Raw genomic sequence first — 16584 nt, 5'->3', positions numbered from 1 at the left:
CAAACAGTAAACCGCCAATCACTGCATTCGGCCCGGCCCATAGAATCTTCGGTGCGACACCCAGTTGTACATAACTGAAAATCCCAATAGCACTGACCGCCATTCCCAGAATAATCGCTTTCGCCATGTGCGTGCGCCCGGTTATCCACAGGTCACGGAAGGCAGAAGTAAAGCAAATTTGCGCCCGCTCAATCAGCAGCCCAAACCCAATCCCACATAACATGGCGATACCCAATTTTGGGTGGCGGAACAACTCAATCAATGACCAACCTAGCGCCAGAACAAACACCACCATGCCGAGACGAAAACGTCGCGCAGCCCTGGCTGGGTGCTGGGTTAATGGCGCGGCTGCTGTCACTTTTTGCAATTTCACCGGAATACGAAACAGCGGTAATAGCGTGAATTTAGCACCGAAATAGGAACCGGCTGCCGTCGCGAGCGCGAAGAACCAGGCATGCAGTGAAAACTGCGGAATACCGGTAAAGAAAGCCGCCAGATTACACCCCATTGCCAGCCGCGCACCAAAACCAGCAATAATGCCACCGACCAGTGCCTGAGCAATACGAATACCATGTTGGGGTTTACGCAGTTTCACATTGTTAGCCCACAACGCAGCAGCAATGCATCCAGCAAACATTCCAATGATCATCATGCCATCGATGCGATCCAGTGGAGTCCCTTCTAAGCCAATAACTTTAAAATAACCCCACTCTTGCGGGTGTGCGCCAAACAGCTGCATCAGGTGACCCCCCCAGCGAGTGAACTCACCAGTAACCGCCCAGAACGTACCGGTTAAACCAAAGTAATAAGTCGATAAGATACCGGCGGCAATTACCGCGGGTAGAGGGGCCCAGAAGCGCACCAAATATTGAGATTTAAACATCTGCCAGCTCACACTGACACCTCCAAAATACGTGTTGTCGCCGACAAGAGTAGGCTCATATGCCGTTGCGAGAAAATAGACCTACGTATAATAAGCCAATTATTTCTTTAATGAAGGGATGATGTATTGAAAATTAGATGTTAGCTAAAAGTTAATTTAATGAGAGGAGATATTGACTGGATGGATATGTGTCGCGGATCAATGTTGTTCATCCTCCTCCGGTGATTGATAATCCAGCGCTAAAGCCAGGCGCAAGATAGCGGCAACCGGTTCAAATAAGGTTTCAGGTATGGTATCGCCACAAACCACATCGCGATGTAATGCGCGAGCCAGTGCAATATTTTCTACAATCGGAATGCCTTGCTGTTCCGCCAATTTGATAATCAATGCAGCCCGTTCACCTTTGCCTTTTTCAATCACCATTGGAAGTGGCGCATCATCTGGGTGATAAAACAGACAAACAGCAAAATGGGTGGGATTACGCACTATCGCCGTGGAACGCTGGACATTTTTAGCGAAACTGCCGCTTTGTACCTCCTGCTGTAATTGCCGCCGCTTCTGCTTAATATGTGGGTCACCATCGCTATCTTTGTATTCCCGCTTAACCTCTTCGTGAGACATTTTCAGCTGTTTCATGGTGTTATAGCGCTGAAAAGTATAATCCAGTAGAGAGAAAACCACATAACAGGCAATCAATGCACCCAATAGCCAACTCATTAATGTGCCAAATACCGGGATCGCGCAACTACTGCCGCAATACGCCAGATAACCAAAAGAAGTGGCGTATCGCGCCAACAGATAGCCGAAAATCAGGGTTAACACCCCTACCTTTAGTAAAGATTTAATTAACTCAAACAGGCTACGCAATGAAAAGAGCTGTTTGGCATTATCGATTGGATTGATATGTTCGCCTTTAAACGCTACAGCTTTAGTTGCAAATAGCGGCCCGACCTGCGCAATTCCGGCAAGAATTGTCATCAAAATCAGCGCTCCGCCCAGGATTCCCACAATATGGATGAGCACCGCCGTGCATTCTGACCCAATACGCGCCAGTGCGAAGGTGAAGGGTTGCTGTAATTGGTTGATTGTACTGCGGATCAAAGCACCAATCTGATCAATGATGGAGTTACCCACCAGGAAAAAATAAGCCACCAGCACCACCAATTGCCCCCCAGAGGTTATCTCGACACTCTTGATGACCTGCCCTTTCTCCCGCGCTTCTCTCAGCCGTTTAGCAGTGGGCTTTTCATTCTTTTCACTACTTTCACCGCTCATTATTCCCTCCTTTTATCAATGGGATAAATGTGCTTATTTTCTGCTCGGTCTGATTAATGCCGACCAAATAATGATGTAATGCGTAAGGCAGGCTAATCAGTAATAGCAATAACGCCAATGCACTTTTGATCGGCATTGCCAGAAAAAACACATTCAGTTGTTGGGACGAGCGATTAATTAAACCTAAAGACAAATCCGCTAACACCATGACCAGCATCGCTGGCAAAGCAAAACTCAAACAGAGTTCATACATCAGCTGCCATTCACTTTGCAGAAAGTGCAGTATTGCCGAGGTGGGCTGGATACCACTACCAGAAGGTAAGATTTCATAAGAGCTATAAAGTGCTGTGAGTACCAGATTGAACCCGCCTGAAATCAGGAACAAAACCGTTAATATTTGCGTAAACAGCACACCAAAAATGGAGGATTCCATCCCCATGCTGGGATTAAACAACGTGGACATAGTGGCGCCACGTAAGGTGTCAATCAGAAAGCCCGCCATATCAATCGCCCAAAAAGGCAATGCGGCGACAAAACCAATCATCGCCCCGACCATCAGCTCGATACAAAGCACCCAAAACCACCCAGTGAGGCTATCGTGATACAGCAAGGATGTGGTGAAAAACATCGGAGTCACTGGCAGGGCGATGGCAAAAACCAGGCTATTACGCAGCAAGCTACTACCCAAACTGCGCGCCGTAAACAGAGGCAATATCAGTAACATGCCATAAGGGCGCATCATCGCCAGACCTAAGGCCCCTAGCCAGTGCAAAGAGTCATGCATATCAAGACCGCATACTGGTTATCTGCAAAAAGGTCTGCTGGGTGTAATTCAGCAATGTCGATCCCATCCAATGATAGGTAATCAATAATGTGGCGGATACAGCGAGTAATTTGATCAAAAACTGTAATGTTTGGTCCTGTATTTGGGTGAGTGCCTGTAACAAGCTGACAACTATCCCTACCACTGACGCCACCACTACCACCGGCATCGATAGCAGTAAAACTATCCATAGCAATTGAGTCGCCAGATGAACCACAATGGCGTTGCTCATGGCCACTTCTCCTGTTGGCCATTCATAAGTAAGACCCCACTAACTGCCCCAGCAACAATCCCCAGCCATCAATCAGTATGAAAATTAATAACTTGAATGGTAATGAAATCGTAATGGGAGATACCATCATCATGCCCATTGCCAGCAAAATATTAGAGACAATCAAATCAATCGCCACAAAGGGCAAATAAAGCAGTAAGCCAATTTTGAAGGCTTCAGTTAGCTGGCTCAGGGTAAAAGCGGGCATTAATATCAGCAGCGAGTTGGGTTTGATGGTGTCGCGATAGCGGACCGGCCACTTGGTTTGGACGATGTCATTGAAAAAATGAACCTGTGCTGCATCGGTATTTCGTTGTAAAAAATCGCGATATGGCTCCAGCGCATGCTCGTCAATATGATGTAGCAAAGCACCGAGATCATTGGGTAACGGCTCATCCTGTAGGCGGGCATGTACATCTAATCCGACCGGAGCCATGATAAAAATGGTTAACACCAGCGCCAAACCGTAAATGGCAATATTGGGTGGCACTTGCTGCACCCCTAATGCATTCCGCAGCAATGAGAAAACAATCGATAGTTTGAGAAACGATGTTCCCATCACCATCAGCAAGGGGAGTAATGACAGAAGAAAAAGCAGGACAATCAATTGAGAGGACGAATTCAGTAACTCCATAGTCTATTCCGCAAAAGCTGGCCTGTCGGGTAAAACAATAACCAGAGTATTTATCGGCTCAGCACTCTCTCGTATCGGGTCATGACCTGAAACGCCGCTGCGGCGTCAAGTGTGCCGGAGAAGCCACTGATCGATGCGCACGACCAACTGCTCATCACAACACAACAAACTGCCCCTGCCGACGGGCTGCCCATGCAATCGGATATTAACTTCACCGTAGAACTGAGTCTGGCATGCCAATGTTTGCCCGACAGCTAGCTGTTTAATATCTGCCAGCGGTATAGTTAAGCGGCCAATTTCCATCACCAGTGTTTGCGGTAATTGCTCGAGTTCTACCGTCTGGGGCATGTTAGGTATGGCGGCGATATCCAGCGACAGAAATGAATCAATATCGTCATTAACTTTTTGAATAGTCATGCTGTTTTCATCTTCCAGTTTGATATAAATCTGCGGTGATGCCATTTGCCATAGCCAACAGTTCCCGTGTTTCCATTTTGCAGCACAGTTAATTCGTACCCCATCCCCCGGCCTGATTTGTTGCAATTGATACAATGATAATCGACTCCATCCCACCACTAATCCCGCCTGCCACAACAGATCTTGCTCGGCGGCCTGCTCGCGGTGCCAATCAGATAAGGTTTCAGCTAACCTCGCCAAAGGCCAATCAAACAACACGCCACTGAGTTGCTGGCCTTCCAGTTCAAAAGCCAGCACCACCGCCCATTGGGGCAAAAGTGTCATCGCCACTGGCGCAGTTTCGTCAAAAGTTAACTCTGATAGCGCACCCAGCAGCGGACTAATAGCCCAAGTCGCCATAGCGTTAACCAATTCAGCCGCCAGCAAATGGGGTTCATCTGTTGCCAGCGAAGATGCCAGCCAGTTATTCCAACAGCGTTGGGATAACCAGAAACCGCATACCTTGCCGTCATAATGGAGTGGCAGGTAAATACCCTCCCCCTCGGCCTGCGCCAGTGTGGCGTAAATACCATCACTATGACGCCCACGCCCAATGATGGCGCTGAGCTGGCGTAATTCAGCCGATAGTGTCCCCACCATGGGTCACCTCCAACAAGCAAGGGAATCCCAATTGATGCAGTTGCCGCTGCCAACGAGTTTGTAAGCGCTGTAAACGTTCGACCCAGTCACGGTTGTTGTGACTGAGCACAATATGCAAACCATGAGCGGCCAGGCTGACATGAACCTGTACACCTGATAGAGGTCCACTGAGGATGCGGTAGTCAGTTTGCATCAATTTGCCCTCACCAAAAGCCGACTGCGTATGGGCCATATCCTGCATTGCAGATGAACGAGGAGGAAGATAGCGGGCAAATTGCTGTTTTTGCCTTTCATGGTCTAAGCTCTGTGGCCGCTCCCCGTTAAAGCCCCTATCACTGAGCAGTGGTAATGCGCCTTCAATATCGATTCGACTCATCTTTGATTAGCATCCGTAATTTTTCTTGTTCACGCTGATTTGTCCTTAACAGCGCCTGCTGCGACACAATGGCGTCTTGCTGTTGCTGCCTTTTAGCGGCTAACTCACGGAGCGATTGGTGTAACTGCCGTTCCGCCTGATACACCTTGTGCTGCAAGGCTCTCTGCTCCTCTGCTTGCCTCGGATTTAGTTTGCCGCGCCATTGGGCAATCCTATGTAATTGCTGGCATAACCCCTGGCGTTCTTGATGGAAACTCGCCAACTGCCGCTCTAGTTGTTGCTCTTCTTGTCGCAAGCACGTTAATTGCTGGCGTAAACGGCGCTCCTGGCGCTGGCGCAGAGTCAAAAGCCGCAGGAAAATAGTTAATGCTCGATTGATAAGCCCAATGCCTGTGCGAGCTGAACCAAGGTATGAGTGAGACCGGCGGTATCGGTTTTGCATGATGATAAAGCGCTCTCCTGTTGCAAAAAGGCGCAGATGCCTGGGTAGCGCTGTAGTGCTTCGTCAGCCTGTAAATCCTGACCTTCCTGATATTCACCCACTCGCACCAGCAACTCGATCTCCTGATAGCAGGCCTGTATATGACGCAGTTTTTGTGCCAATGCCCGATGCTCCGCACTGACAATTTGCGGCATGATACGGCTCACACTGGCGGCAATATCGATAGCAGGATAGTGCCCGGCACCGGCCAATTGGCGCGATAACACGATGTGCCCATCCAATAGCGAACGCACCTCATCAGCCACCGGCTCATTCATGTCATCCCCCTCAACTAGCACGGTGTAAAAAGCAGTTATGCTCCCTCGTTCACTATTGCCCGCACGCTCAAGTAACCGGGGAAGTGCGGCGAAGACACTGGTGGGGAAACTGCCCATCGCAGGGTGTTCCCCCGCAGCCAAACCAATTTCACGGGCGGCTCTGGCATAGCGAGTGAGCGAATCGGCCATTAACAGCACTTTCCCCCCCCGCTCACGGAAATATTCAGCCACAGTGGTGGCGGTATAAATACCTTTTAACCGCTCCAGCGCGGGGCGATCAGAGGTTGCTACCACCACTACTGTGCGGGCGCGGGTTTCGGGCGTTAGCACTTGCTCAAGGAATTCCCGCACTTCACGGCCTCTTTCACCAATCAGCGCCAACACGATGATATCCGCGCGACAACCGCGACATAACATGCTTAATAAGCTGCTTTTACCTACTCCGGCGGCAGCAAAAATACCGATTCGTTGCCCCTCGCCACAACTCAATACACCATCAATGGCACGAATACCGGTGGTCAATATTTGCTGAACTGGCTGACGAGTTAATGGATCAGGTGGCGGGCAATCCAGCTCACGCCAATGCCCACGAAGGGGAGGGCCAGCATCTATTGGCTCCCCCAAACCATCCAATACTCGTCCAAGCAAATCCACCCCAACTCTGACGCGATGTTCATGTCCAAGCGGAGAAATCCATTGACCACATCGTAAACCTGCGGAGGAGGCAAACGGCGACAGTAATGCTGTTTGTTGCTCAATAGCGACCACCTCGGCCAACATGTCCGGTGAGGTAATTCGGCATAACTCCCCCAGCGCAACACCGGGTAAATGGGCGCGTAGCAGAGTCGGGCCGACATCTAATATCGGCCCGCAAGATTCGATGCCGCTCGGAGGGGAAGGCAATAGGCGTAATTGTTGCTGCAACTGAACACTTAATCGCGCTATATCAGGTAGTTTCATCAAGTTCATCTCCGATAAGCTCGATGGTACCTACTACCTTAATATTCATTTCATCGCCCAGTTCCTGCCAGGAAAGTACCGGTAGCGCAAAAATATCCCGCTCAACAATTTTGCGTAAAAAGCGCCGTACATCGATGCTCGTCAACAACACCGCATCGGTATTTTCAGCAAAAGCGCCTGTTATTTTGTCGAGAAGCAGCCGCGAATGTTTATCTTCCAGCGCAGAATAGGTCCCCGCTGAGGTCTGACGGATAGACTCACGGATCAGATTCTCCGCCCCTTCCCCCAACCGCAATACTGGCAACCAGACTTTGTTTTTGCTAAATCGGCTGCACACATGACGACGTAGGGCGATACGGACATATTCGGTCAACATGACGATATCTTTCTCTTTCGGTGCCCACGCCACCAGCGCCCCGAAAATAGTGCGTAAATCGCGGATCGAAATATCTTCTTCCACCAATCTTTGCAATGTTTCTGCCACCTTGCCGACCGGCATCTGGCGCTGTAGCTCTTTGACCAGCTCGCCGTAACGCGCCTCCATAGCGTCCATCAGATAACGGGTTTCTTGCACGCCAATAAACTCAGCGGTATGCCGCTCAAGCACGCGTGTCAGGCAATGGATAATACGTTGATGCCCCTGCGCATAGGGAATGCCCAACGTGCTGGCATGACGCGCCTGCTCGGCGGGCAACCACTCAAAGCTACCCATTTTCATGCCAAGAACCTGACTGCGTGTGGCGAGCGAGGTACTGGGTTGCAGCAGTAATACATCATCAAAAGGTAATGTCAGTTTCAGCACTTGCTCTTGATAGACTCGGATCGATAATTCATTTTCAGCCAGGCTAGGATCACTGCGGACAACTACCTCGGGCAATGGCACGCCAAGATGTTCGAACCAGCGCCAACGCAAGCCATCAAGATCTCGCCCCAGATGGGGATAGCGTAAATTGGGCGCGCAATACAGCATCAATGGCACGGCTCCAGGGGTCATCGCGCTAGCCGGGGAAGGCAGTTTATCGCCACGATCACTGGCTCCAGCGCTTGGTTTCTTCTTCCGATAAAGTAAGAAGGCGGGGGTAGCGACCAGTGCTGCCAGCAGGATAAAAATCAGGAAAGGAAAACCTGGCAACAGGGCAAAAACAGTCAGGATAGCCGCCGCCAGCAACAAGGCATCGGGTTGACGCCCTACTTGTATTGCCAAGTCTTTGGCCAAACTCTGTTTATCCTGGCCAGGCACCCGGGTGACAATTATCCCAGCCGTGATCGAGATAAGTAATGACGGGATTTGAGCGCATAATCCATCCCCGACGGATAACACGGCATACGTGGTCATCGCCTCTTCGGCAGACATATTGTGTTGCAACACACCAATAGTGATGCCGCCGATAATATTCACCAGAATGACAATAATGCCGGCGATAGCATCCCCTTTAACGAACTTCATCGCCCCATCCATAGCACCAAACAGACGGCTCTCTTTTTGGACCCGCTCGCGCAGTCGCCCCGCTTCAGCCGAGTCGATCACCCCTGCTCGCATATCGCCGTCAATACTCATTTGCTTGCCCGGCATGCCATCAAGAGAAAAGCGAGCACTAACTTCAGCGACGCGCTCCGAGCCTTTAGTGATCACGATAAACTGCACCACGGTGATAATGGTGAAAATGATCAGCCCCACCGCCAGATTACCCCCGACCACAAACTGGCCAAACGCCTCGACAATTTCTCCCGCATCATGCTGTAGCAGTACCAAGCGCGTGGTACTGATAGTTAGCGCTAATCGATAAAGTGTGGTTATCAGTAACAACGATGGAAAAACCGAGAATTCAAGTGGGTCACGCAGGTAAATCGAGATCATCAACAGAATAACGGAAAATGCGAGGTTGACGGCAATCAGCACATCCACCATGACGGTGGGCAGCGGCAGAATCATCATAAAGATCGCCACCAGCAGCATAACTGCCAAAAAAACATCCTGCCGCGCAGCTATCATCATCAAACCGCGGGTCAATGCCGATTCTCTCATCGGTATTCTCCCGGCAAACGGCGGAGTAAAGCACACTGTTGCTGATATAGCTGAAACCAACACTCGGCCCCTGATGACACTGGTGGCGAGCAACTGACCATCATGCCCATTTTCAATAAATAGATACGCTGGGGAACACCATTAAAGCGTTCCAGCTGCCAACTCCTCTGGAGCAGCAGTAAGTCCTCAAGGTGATAACACCGATGTTGCACGCCGCTGGTCAATAACAATCGCCCATTGCGCCACTCAAGGAACACCAGCCGTTGCTCTATTTGCCACTCCATGCGGGAGGATAATTTAGAGCAAGGTAACTCGGCCATCTGAGTAAACAACTGAAGGTTACGGGTAACGACTAAATCCATTTCCATAACCACGCCTCGTCGAGATAGATTATTGTTTTACTGTATTGATAAGTAATGGAAAGGATATGTAGCCCACCGATAGTGGGCTATCCGGTCATGGCCTGATTCGCCAGGTTATATCTCCAATAACACCGCCAAAATTTGCTGTTGCTGCTCTTGATCATTGAAGCAATCAATCGGCATAAGGTTGAATAACTCATAAAATCGGCGAATAAATCGACTATGTGCATTGATATCCTGACCTGAAATCGCCTCAATGCGTGGTTGCAACCAGTGACTAAATAGCCAGGGCTGCCCCACCACCGCCAGCACTTCGCTCAAAATCACATCCCCATCTACCGCGCAGGCTCTTCCCATGCGGGAACAATGGTCTTCCAACCCCAGAAACATCAACAAACGGCGGAGTTGCCGCAGTGTGCCAGCCAGACGTTCACCACGCTTTGGCGGCGGTTGAGAAGACAGGTCAAATGCCACCGCGCGCATCAATACCCGGACTCGTTGCTGCCGCTTTGGCCAGCGGCTCACCTGAGCAAACCACTCTGTAATTGACAACTCACTTTGCTCAATACTCTGTGCAAACAGTTGCTTGACGGCACCCAGTTCACGGCTCTCCTTGCTGCCCAATTCCAGCAAACCAAATAATTCGATTTCCCAGCCATCACTTTCCAATAACGGCTCAAGAAGTTGCGATAGGCTGCGGCGACGTAACAGGTTATTTTTGCTGTACGCCATCATTGCGGCCAACAACAAGATTTGCTGCCCGGCTGATAACCCCCCCTGGCGAAGCTGACTGGCAAGCAAAGAAATATCCATATCAAGCGGAATATGCTTGGGCAGTAAAGAGTCCGCACTCGCGGATAACTGGGCGATTAATTTCACCAGTAACTGCTGGCGGCGCTGATTTCGCTCCTCAGCTTCAACGGATTTTTGATCTTTTAATCGGGAACCCAAACTCAACCCGATCTCTTCCATGGTTTCTTCCAACGCAGTTTGTCTGACCTCCGACAATTCTATGCAGGCTAGCTCCGTGACCGAGCGTGCGGGGGTTATTTCACCGTGTAGCCCAGCCTCATGGAGTGAAGAGCCGTGGACAGCATGTGCATCGGCGATATTATTGGCATTTATCATCTGTAAGTTCCTGATAAAGCGACGGCTCTGGTGATTCCTGAAGCCAAAGAAGAAGTTGTGACAAATGGTGCTGAAGAGAAAGTGTAAGCTGTAGCATTGATGAGCTTAATTGCGCCTGATCTTCGGCCATATTGTCATCGGCAATACATTGCACTCGCGAGCCTAAAGCAGCAGCCACTGCTGAAAGATGCTGTGGGTGAACACGTAATATCAACTCATTGTCATGCGCCAACTTTTCGACTTGCGCTCCCAAGCGGTGGATCAGAATTTGGCTCACCGCTTGTTCCCCCGCCCAGGCGGTCATCACCGAACGAATAGCAGCAAAAATAGATTCTCGGGCCTGTGTAATCAGCGCTGACTCCAGTTGCTCCACAGCCACTAACCAATGGACATGCTGTGCTAACACGTCAGTTTCCATTTGGCTGCGGGTTTGCTCGATAAGCCTATCCGCTTGTTGTTGCGCCTGAACCAGTAGCTCGGTACGTTCGGCCCGTGCCGCTTGCACAATGTCAGCCGCCTGCGCCTGGGCATCCGACAAAATATCGCGACTCTGCGCTATTTTCTGTAATTCAGCCGCAGGGATAACTGCGCCAAGGGGTAGAGCAAAGTCGAATTCTTCCACCCGAATCTGAAGCGGGTTCATAGCAAACGCTCTAAGCGGATTAACCAATCATCAACTGACAGGGATAACGCTCTGGACAGAGAAAGTGATCGCGGTAAAGGCGGTAACGAGATACACAGTGCCCGCCACACCACACAGTCACAACGGACGTGGTGAGCAAGACTTTGCCCCAACCGCAATGCAGTCGTTAACAATTGCGCGGGGCTTAATCTGGCAGGGAGATGTCCGCGATATCCCATCCCCATGAGCTGCTGAATATCACTCTCACTTAATAGCGGCGAAAGTTGCTGCCGGTAACGGCGCAAACGCAGGTAATCATCACACTGTAAATAAACCAATCCCAACGCCAGACAGCGCGCGGATAAGCGCTCCGGTTTCACAATTTGATATTGCTGTTGTTGACTCAATACGGCAGGCAGTGGTTGCTGAGGAAAATGTCGCAGGCAATTCAGTCGCGTATTTAGCGCGCGATCCATCACCACATTGCGGCCATAATGATAGCTTGCGGTATTCATCCCCGCAGCCGCCAACCATAATGGATGAGCAAATTGTGCAGGCCGCCAGGCTAATTGATGCAAATAGTGAATATCGGCGGTTAATGGCAATATCATCATTTCCTCCAGGCAATTATCGGCGCAGATAGCGCACCAAGCAGGTCGTCGACAAGCCGACTAATAACACCAGCAGCAAACCCAAGACTATTTGTAATATCGCGGCATGCCGCAATAGCCATTGCAAAGCAGCTTCCGAGTGACTCTGTTGCTGCGTCGCTGGGGCGCTGAACCGATAATTAGTCGGTTGCATCACCACACTGATCTGCGAAAAATCGATACCCGGAATACCATCTCGGATCAGATTCTTTATTTGCGGTTGATAACTCAGTAAATTCACTTCAGGTGAGTATTTGATAAACACCGACGCTGCGTGGGGAACACTGCTTTTTCCATCAGTCGGCGCGGGCATAGCAATAGTCACATCTGCTTGGATAACCCCATCCATATGGCTCAACATGCTTTCCAATTGCTGCTCTTTCAGATAGACCATCTTGGCCTGCTCTTGCCCCGGAGAGGTCACCAACTGATTCGACGGGAAAAGCTCATCTACCGAGGCAAATCGCTGACGGGGGAAACCATGTTGTCGTAGCAATTCTACGGCGTTAATAAATTGACTTTTATCGACATTTAGCGCGACTGTACCTCCCTTCTCAGACTGTTTTTCTGCCTTGATCTGGTGTAACATCAATAACGCCAACATCTGATTGGCTTCCCCTTCTGAAAGGCCGCTATACAACTCCATACCACAGCCAGAAAGGGACATAACCACCAGCAATAGCGCTATCAAACGCTGCACCCGTTTCATTGCATATTGACCAGTTTGTTGATGTTCTGCCCGACCACTCCGGCAACTTTAGCCGTTAAATCCACCGCCAACGTGGCGTGCATCCATTCAGACTGCACTGACAAAAATTGGTCTGGAGATACCATTGGCGTGACTGGCTCAACCTGCTGCAATAATTGAGCAAATTTGGCAATGTGCTGCCCGTCGGCAGGTGGCTGGGAGGGGGAATTCAACTTGAAGGCGGCGTTGATTGCATCAATTTCCATCGGATGTCCTCGGTTTAATAAAAGTGTTTATTGCGCAGGCTCACATCTTGGCGGAACCAGCAATCCCTTGTTGCAGCAAAGCCAACATACCTTGTGCTTCTTGTGAGCTGGAGGTAGCTAATAGCGCCAAGGCTTCACTCTGCTGATTAAGCCCAAATAACAGCATGGCCTCACAGACTAAACGCACTTGAGGTTCCGGAATTAACTGCGGTAATACGTTAAGAATGTCGCGAGCCTCGGCCAGTAAGCTGTGGTTGACTCCCGCCAATGCCGCCTCCACAACTAATTGGCGGCAAGGGGCTGAAAGTAGAATCATATTTTGGCAATAATCCCACTGGTCATATCCTTAATCCCCTTCATCAAAGCACTGCTGAAATTGATGTAAGATGAATATTGCTGCATAGCAAATTGCATCTTTAGCATATGCTCAGGATCTGAGGGGTTGCCGGAGGTCATCTGGTTTTGAAAATCCTGACCAATCTTATTGATGCTCTGTGCCAACCCATTAACTAAAGCATTTATATCCATAAGACCCCCTATTCCATAAGTGACCGCATATGTGACGGGCACTGTTGAAAACGACGACGAAAACTGTCAGAGAAATGAGCGTGATTACTAAAACCGCACTCCATGGCAATATCTGCCACACGCAGTCGGGTAGATAGCAGCAGCTCACACCCTTTTTTCAAACGTTGATCCAATAACCATTGCTTGGCAGACATGCCGAATTTTTCGTAAAACAAGAAATTCAATTTACGGGTCGAAATACCTAATTCATCGGCATAACGCGAAACCGTCCATGGGTTGAGGCGGTTCTTATCAAAGAACTCCAGCAATTCGTTATTAGTACCTACTATAGATTCTAATAATCGGGAGAAATAAACTGGTTCCAGCCCCAGACAATATAGATATAGGAAACGCAGCGAGGAATTTCTTTCAAAATCGACTAACTGCTGAGTGGCACAAATAATATCGTTATTGACCGGTAATATTTTGTAGCGTTCATATACGTTTTGGGGCAGATAAAATTTATTCGGCTGAACCATCTTGCTTGCAAGATCTTGATATAACGGTAACAAGTTGATGGAATGACACAATATTGAGATAAAACTACTTTGAGAAAAAGAGGATACTGTTGCCTGCTCATCAGTAATGACTAAATTCCCCGCAGGGACAGTATGGCAAATACTGTCACAACGTAATATCCCCTCTTGTCGAAATAGAATAAATTGTATTGATTTCATAATATCCCTTCGAGTGTCATTGTCCTTATGCTAGATTGACAAATAATCAGGAGAGTCGATATCCGGTATAGACCTTAAATCATATTAACAATACCCAGCGCTTCCTTCTTGGCGGGATTAATCTTTTCTTCAAGCGAATTCAATACATCCTTCCCTCCTTCAAAAATGCCTGACTGTTTTATTTCCTCTTTATCAATTTTGACTAATTTTTCTAAAATGGCTGCTTTAGTATCACTGTCATAACTCTTCAAGGTTCCTACAGTCCCTACCGCGGCAACACTTATTATAATGGCCAATGCTGAGGAATAATTATTTAAGAGAAGACATAAACTACTATTAATAACTGGATGAATAAAAAACCCGACCCCGATGAGAGAAGCCGTAATTCCCCCCCTAATAAAATACGAGGTGAAGCGGGCGATTGTTTTTGCGGTTATCGGTGAAACCTGACAATAACTAGCTAGTATAAAAACAACCTGTTGTATTGCCTCACTACCCATCGTCAATTCTTCTTTATTATTCCTGGCGCAATATAAGTTATAACTGGCACAGTAAAAATTAGCCAGTGACGCAGTAAGATTTAAACCTGCCAGAGCAGCAATAGGGGTTGTAGCACCAAAACTGCCAACAGTGATAGCAACACTAGCACCAAACGAAAGCAGAGAAGAAACTAATTCAATAGCATTGAGGAAAAATTGTTTTGTCGCTAACTTAACGCTGGCGTCTTTTAATTTATCAAGCTCAATTTTCTTAGTATTATTAGATTCTTTAACGCTAATATCGTTCTTTGAAGTAATTTCATCTCTCTTATTATTTATCATTTCCTTTACATCTGAAATAAGGATAACAGGTTTTTCACCACCTAATTTCGCCTCGTCTCTTGGTATTATGGAATTAAATGCATCGCCATAACTTGAAGATTTAGATGTTGCTGCTACACACTCTACGGCCATAGTTGTCCACCTTAAGCATGGTTTATACAAACTATATTGTCGGTTTCAGATACTATTTAATAATAGATTGGCTTTTTCAGCCGTCGGGGCGTATTCCTGGCTCAAATAACTCATTTCAATCGCGGTTTGTAATGCTTCCCTAGCATCAGCATCTCTTTCAATGGCATGAAAACAAACAGCCATTTGATAAACCGGCTCTGGATCTTTGGCCTCTAAAAGTAATGCGCAGACATAAGCACTGAGTGCCAACGTAAATTCTTGCTGCATTTGCATTGCTCCCGCCAGGGCCAAATGAAAGTGCGGTTCTAATGGGAAATATAATGTTAGCCAGGAAAAATCCTCCGCAGCAGCAACATAGTCATCCTCAAGCCAGGCCTGATAGCCTCGAGTATATCGGGCCTGCACCTCTTGTGGATCAACGCTCTGCTTATCCGTCATCATTTTCGCATTAAGAATACCTTTATTCTGTAAGGTACTATTTATTTTTGCGCAAATAGCCTGTAACTCATCAAGACTGTTCTCACTCATATCACTCCTTAGCTCACATCAAATAACAACCAGTCATCACCATCAATATTTTTACAAAATGCGCCCTTGGCAATAAGTATTTTAACCAGCCGATTACGTATTGATTGAAATATAGGGTTGGCAATATTATCAATAACCATCATTCTAACTATCGATAGCTCAGCAACATTCATACTTAAATGATGTAAAAAATTAAACAATTTAAGAAAATTACCGGGAAGACCATTTTCAACCGTAGACTCGAGAGAACAAATAATAAACTCCCCATACTCAACTCGGTAAATAACATGATAATCATAAAGGCAAAACTCATACCCAATTTTTATAGCGCTATTTTCAAAGTAAGCTATTTTAACCGCGCAGTTTTTATCATTTAAATATTGTTCTATATTGAGTGAATTGGATCTCATAACTTCACAGCTATGGCGATCTGGCCCATCATACTGCTTATATTATTACTTAAATCTTTCATATTTTGCCGTAACTCACTTATCTTGTCTGACAACTCACTTATGTTTTTATTATAAGATTGTGCCCCACTGTTTTGCAGATCACTCGTCATGCGCTGCAGGTCCGCTTGAAGAGTCATTTGCCCTTCGGCCAATTTACTGCTGCCTACCTCGAGTTGCCCAAGTGCTGAGCTACCATGTATTGCTATATCACCCAGTTTTAAACTTGCCACAGCACCTAATCCGCTGGTTACGCCAGCAAGAATAGAGCAAACACCACTAGCAATAGTACCAGTTGCTGTTTTATCAATCGCATCACGTTTATTCTGTATTGAACTGATTTGAATATCCCAACCTAGCATTTGTTGTTTCTGGCTATAGGCATTGAGCATATCTCGGTTTTTTTTAAATAAAATATTCATTTGAAAAATAATGTCTGATAAATCAGACATTATATCTTCAATACTATTCCCAGCATCTGTACTATCCTTCCCAGGATAAATTTTATTTTCCTCAGATAGTGTTATTTGATGGTTGACTATCATATTCATAATAACCTCTCTATATTAATGAGCCTGCAATACTTACTTGTAACAGACCATTCTGACGAATATTGTCATTGAGTTTTGTT

The 16584-nt window shown here is 47.6% G+C and carries 23 protein-coding genes; all 23 read right to left on the bottom strand.

Annotation, left to right across the window (positions count from 1 at the left end; translation table 11 throughout):
* Positions 1 to 895: selenium metabolism membrane protein YedE/FdhT (yedE, locus tag ACNSO8_RS10960; protein ID WP_418394626.1), on the bottom strand; the 895-nt coding region annotated here is incomplete at its 3' end.
* Between the two features lie 186 nt (positions 896 to 1081).
* On the bottom strand, positions 1082 to 2158 hold the full coding sequence (locus tag ACNSO8_RS10955) for an EscU/YscU/HrcU family type III secretion system export apparatus switch protein (RefSeq protein WP_019080757.1): 1077 nt from the start codon (positions 2156 to 2158) through the stop codon (positions 1082 to 1084).
* A complete protein-coding gene (gene sctT / locus ACNSO8_RS10950) occupies positions 2148 to 2942 on the bottom strand; it encodes a type III secretion system export apparatus subunit SctT (RefSeq protein WP_050158998.1) in 795 nt (264 codons plus the stop codon). The genes ACNSO8_RS10955 and sctT overlap by 11 nt, the downstream gene beginning before the upstream one ends.
* A 1-nt stretch (position 2943) precedes the next feature.
* Positions 2944 to 3213, bottom strand: coding sequence for an EscS/YscS/HrcS family type III secretion system export apparatus protein (locus ACNSO8_RS10945; RefSeq protein WP_005156602.1), 270 nt, complete (start codon positions 3211 to 3213; stop codon positions 2944 to 2946).
* A 22-nt stretch (positions 3214 to 3235) separates the two neighbouring features.
* Positions 3236 to 3886: a type III secretion system export apparatus subunit SctR gene (gene sctR / locus ACNSO8_RS10940; RefSeq protein ID WP_019080759.1), complete on the bottom strand. Its 651-nt coding sequence runs from the start codon at positions 3884 to 3886 to the stop codon at positions 3236 to 3238.
* A gap of 105 nt (positions 3887 to 3991) precedes the next feature.
* Positions 3992 to 4942 carry a YscQ/HrcQ family type III secretion apparatus protein gene (locus ACNSO8_RS10935; protein ID WP_019080760.1) on the bottom strand — a complete coding sequence of 317 codons (951 nt, stop codon included), beginning with the start codon at positions 4940 to 4942 and terminating at the stop codon, positions 3992 to 3994.
* Complete coding sequence (locus ACNSO8_RS10930) at positions 4920 to 5318, bottom strand: hypothetical protein (RefSeq protein ID WP_019080761.1); 399 nt, start codon at positions 5316 to 5318, stop codon at positions 4920 to 4922. The genes ACNSO8_RS10935 and ACNSO8_RS10930 overlap by 23 nt, the downstream gene beginning before the upstream one ends.
* A complete protein-coding gene (locus ACNSO8_RS10925; RefSeq protein ID WP_050121680.1) occupies positions 5299 to 5673 on the bottom strand; it encodes a type III secretion protein in 375 nt (124 codons plus the stop codon). The genes ACNSO8_RS10930 and ACNSO8_RS10925 overlap by 20 nt, the downstream gene beginning before the upstream one ends.
* Positions 5674 to 5681: 8 nt before the next feature.
* Positions 5682 to 7037: an EscN/YscN/HrcN family type III secretion system ATPase gene (locus ACNSO8_RS10920; protein WP_019084292.1), complete on the bottom strand. Its 1356-nt coding sequence runs from the start codon at positions 7035 to 7037 to the stop codon at positions 5682 to 5684.
* The gene (locus tag ACNSO8_RS10915) at positions 7024 to 9063 is read right to left on the bottom strand and encodes an EscV/YscV/HrcV family type III secretion system export apparatus protein (RefSeq protein WP_411928572.1); all 2040 of its coding nucleotides are present in this window, start codon (positions 9061 to 9063) and stop codon (positions 7024 to 7026) included. Before ACNSO8_RS10915 ends, ACNSO8_RS10920 begins: the two co-directional genes overlap by 14 nt.
* Positions 9060 to 9431 carry a type III secretion system protein gene (locus tag ACNSO8_RS10910; RefSeq protein ID WP_019080765.1) on the bottom strand — a complete coding sequence of 124 codons (372 nt, stop codon included), beginning with the start codon at positions 9429 to 9431 and terminating at the stop codon, positions 9060 to 9062. Before ACNSO8_RS10910 ends, ACNSO8_RS10915 begins: the two co-directional genes overlap by 4 nt.
* A gap of 108 nt (positions 9432 to 9539) precedes the next feature.
* A complete protein-coding gene (locus tag ACNSO8_RS10905; RefSeq protein WP_019084294.1) occupies positions 9540 to 10553 on the bottom strand; it encodes a TyeA family type III secretion system gatekeeper subunit in 1014 nt (337 codons plus the stop codon).
* On the bottom strand, positions 10537 to 11196 hold the full coding sequence (sctL, locus tag ACNSO8_RS10900; RefSeq protein ID WP_263698262.1) for a type III secretion system stator protein SctL: 660 nt from the start codon (positions 11194 to 11196) through the stop codon (positions 10537 to 10539). Before sctL ends, ACNSO8_RS10905 begins: the two co-directional genes overlap by 17 nt.
* Positions 11193 to 11786, bottom strand: a complete 594-nt coding sequence (locus tag ACNSO8_RS10895) for a type III secretion system domain-containing protein (RefSeq protein ID WP_418394627.1) — start codon at positions 11784 to 11786, stop codon at positions 11193 to 11195. The genes sctL and ACNSO8_RS10895 overlap by 4 nt, the downstream gene beginning before the upstream one ends.
* Before the next feature lie 16 nt (positions 11787 to 11802).
* Complete coding sequence (gene sctJ / locus ACNSO8_RS10890) at positions 11803 to 12534, bottom strand: type III secretion system inner membrane ring lipoprotein SctJ (RefSeq protein WP_019080769.1); 732 nt, start codon at positions 12532 to 12534, stop codon at positions 11803 to 11805.
* Entirely contained in the window at positions 12531 to 12779 is a 249-nt protein-coding gene (gene sctI / locus ACNSO8_RS10885) for a type III secretion system inner rod subunit SctI (RefSeq protein ID WP_050158996.1), read from the bottom strand. The genes sctJ and sctI overlap by 4 nt, the downstream gene beginning before the upstream one ends.
* A 40-nt stretch (positions 12780 to 12819) precedes the next feature.
* Positions 12820 to 13095, bottom strand: coding sequence for an EscG/YscG/SsaH family type III secretion system needle protein co-chaperone (locus ACNSO8_RS10880; RefSeq protein ID WP_019080771.1), 276 nt, complete (start codon positions 13093 to 13095; stop codon positions 12820 to 12822).
* A complete protein-coding gene (sctF, locus tag ACNSO8_RS10875) occupies positions 13092 to 13307 on the bottom strand; it encodes a type III secretion system needle filament subunit SctF (protein WP_019080772.1) in 216 nt (71 codons plus the stop codon). Before sctF ends, ACNSO8_RS10880 begins: the two co-directional genes overlap by 4 nt.
* 8 nt (positions 13308 to 13315) lie before the next feature.
* The gene (locus tag ACNSO8_RS10870; RefSeq protein WP_411919042.1) at positions 13316 to 14023 is read right to left on the bottom strand and encodes a helix-turn-helix transcriptional regulator; all 708 of its coding nucleotides are present in this window, start codon (positions 14021 to 14023) and stop codon (positions 13316 to 13318) included.
* Positions 14024 to 14097: 74 nt separating this feature from the next.
* Complete coding sequence (locus ACNSO8_RS10865) at positions 14098 to 14976, bottom strand: hypothetical protein (RefSeq protein ID WP_019084299.1); 879 nt, start codon at positions 14974 to 14976, stop codon at positions 14098 to 14100.
* A gap of 45 nt (positions 14977 to 15021) precedes the next feature.
* The gene (locus ACNSO8_RS10860; RefSeq protein WP_019084300.1) at positions 15022 to 15504 is read right to left on the bottom strand and encodes a hypothetical protein; all 483 of its coding nucleotides are present in this window, start codon (positions 15502 to 15504) and stop codon (positions 15022 to 15024) included.
* Positions 15505 to 15512: 8 nt separating this feature from the next.
* Entirely contained in the window at positions 15513 to 15914 is a 402-nt protein-coding gene (locus ACNSO8_RS10855) for a hypothetical protein (RefSeq protein ID WP_019084301.1), read from the bottom strand.
* Positions 15911 to 16504 carry a chemotaxis protein gene (locus ACNSO8_RS10850; protein WP_263700083.1) on the bottom strand — a complete coding sequence of 198 codons (594 nt, stop codon included), beginning with the start codon at positions 16502 to 16504 and terminating at the stop codon, positions 15911 to 15913. Before ACNSO8_RS10850 ends, ACNSO8_RS10855 begins: the two co-directional genes overlap by 4 nt.
* Positions 16505 to 16584: the final 80 nt, after the last annotated feature.

Source organism: Yersinia sp. LJYL362, from assembly GCF_048323875.1.
Note: the sequence above shows the minus strand (reverse complement) of the source record. Positions and strands in the feature narration are given on the sequence as shown.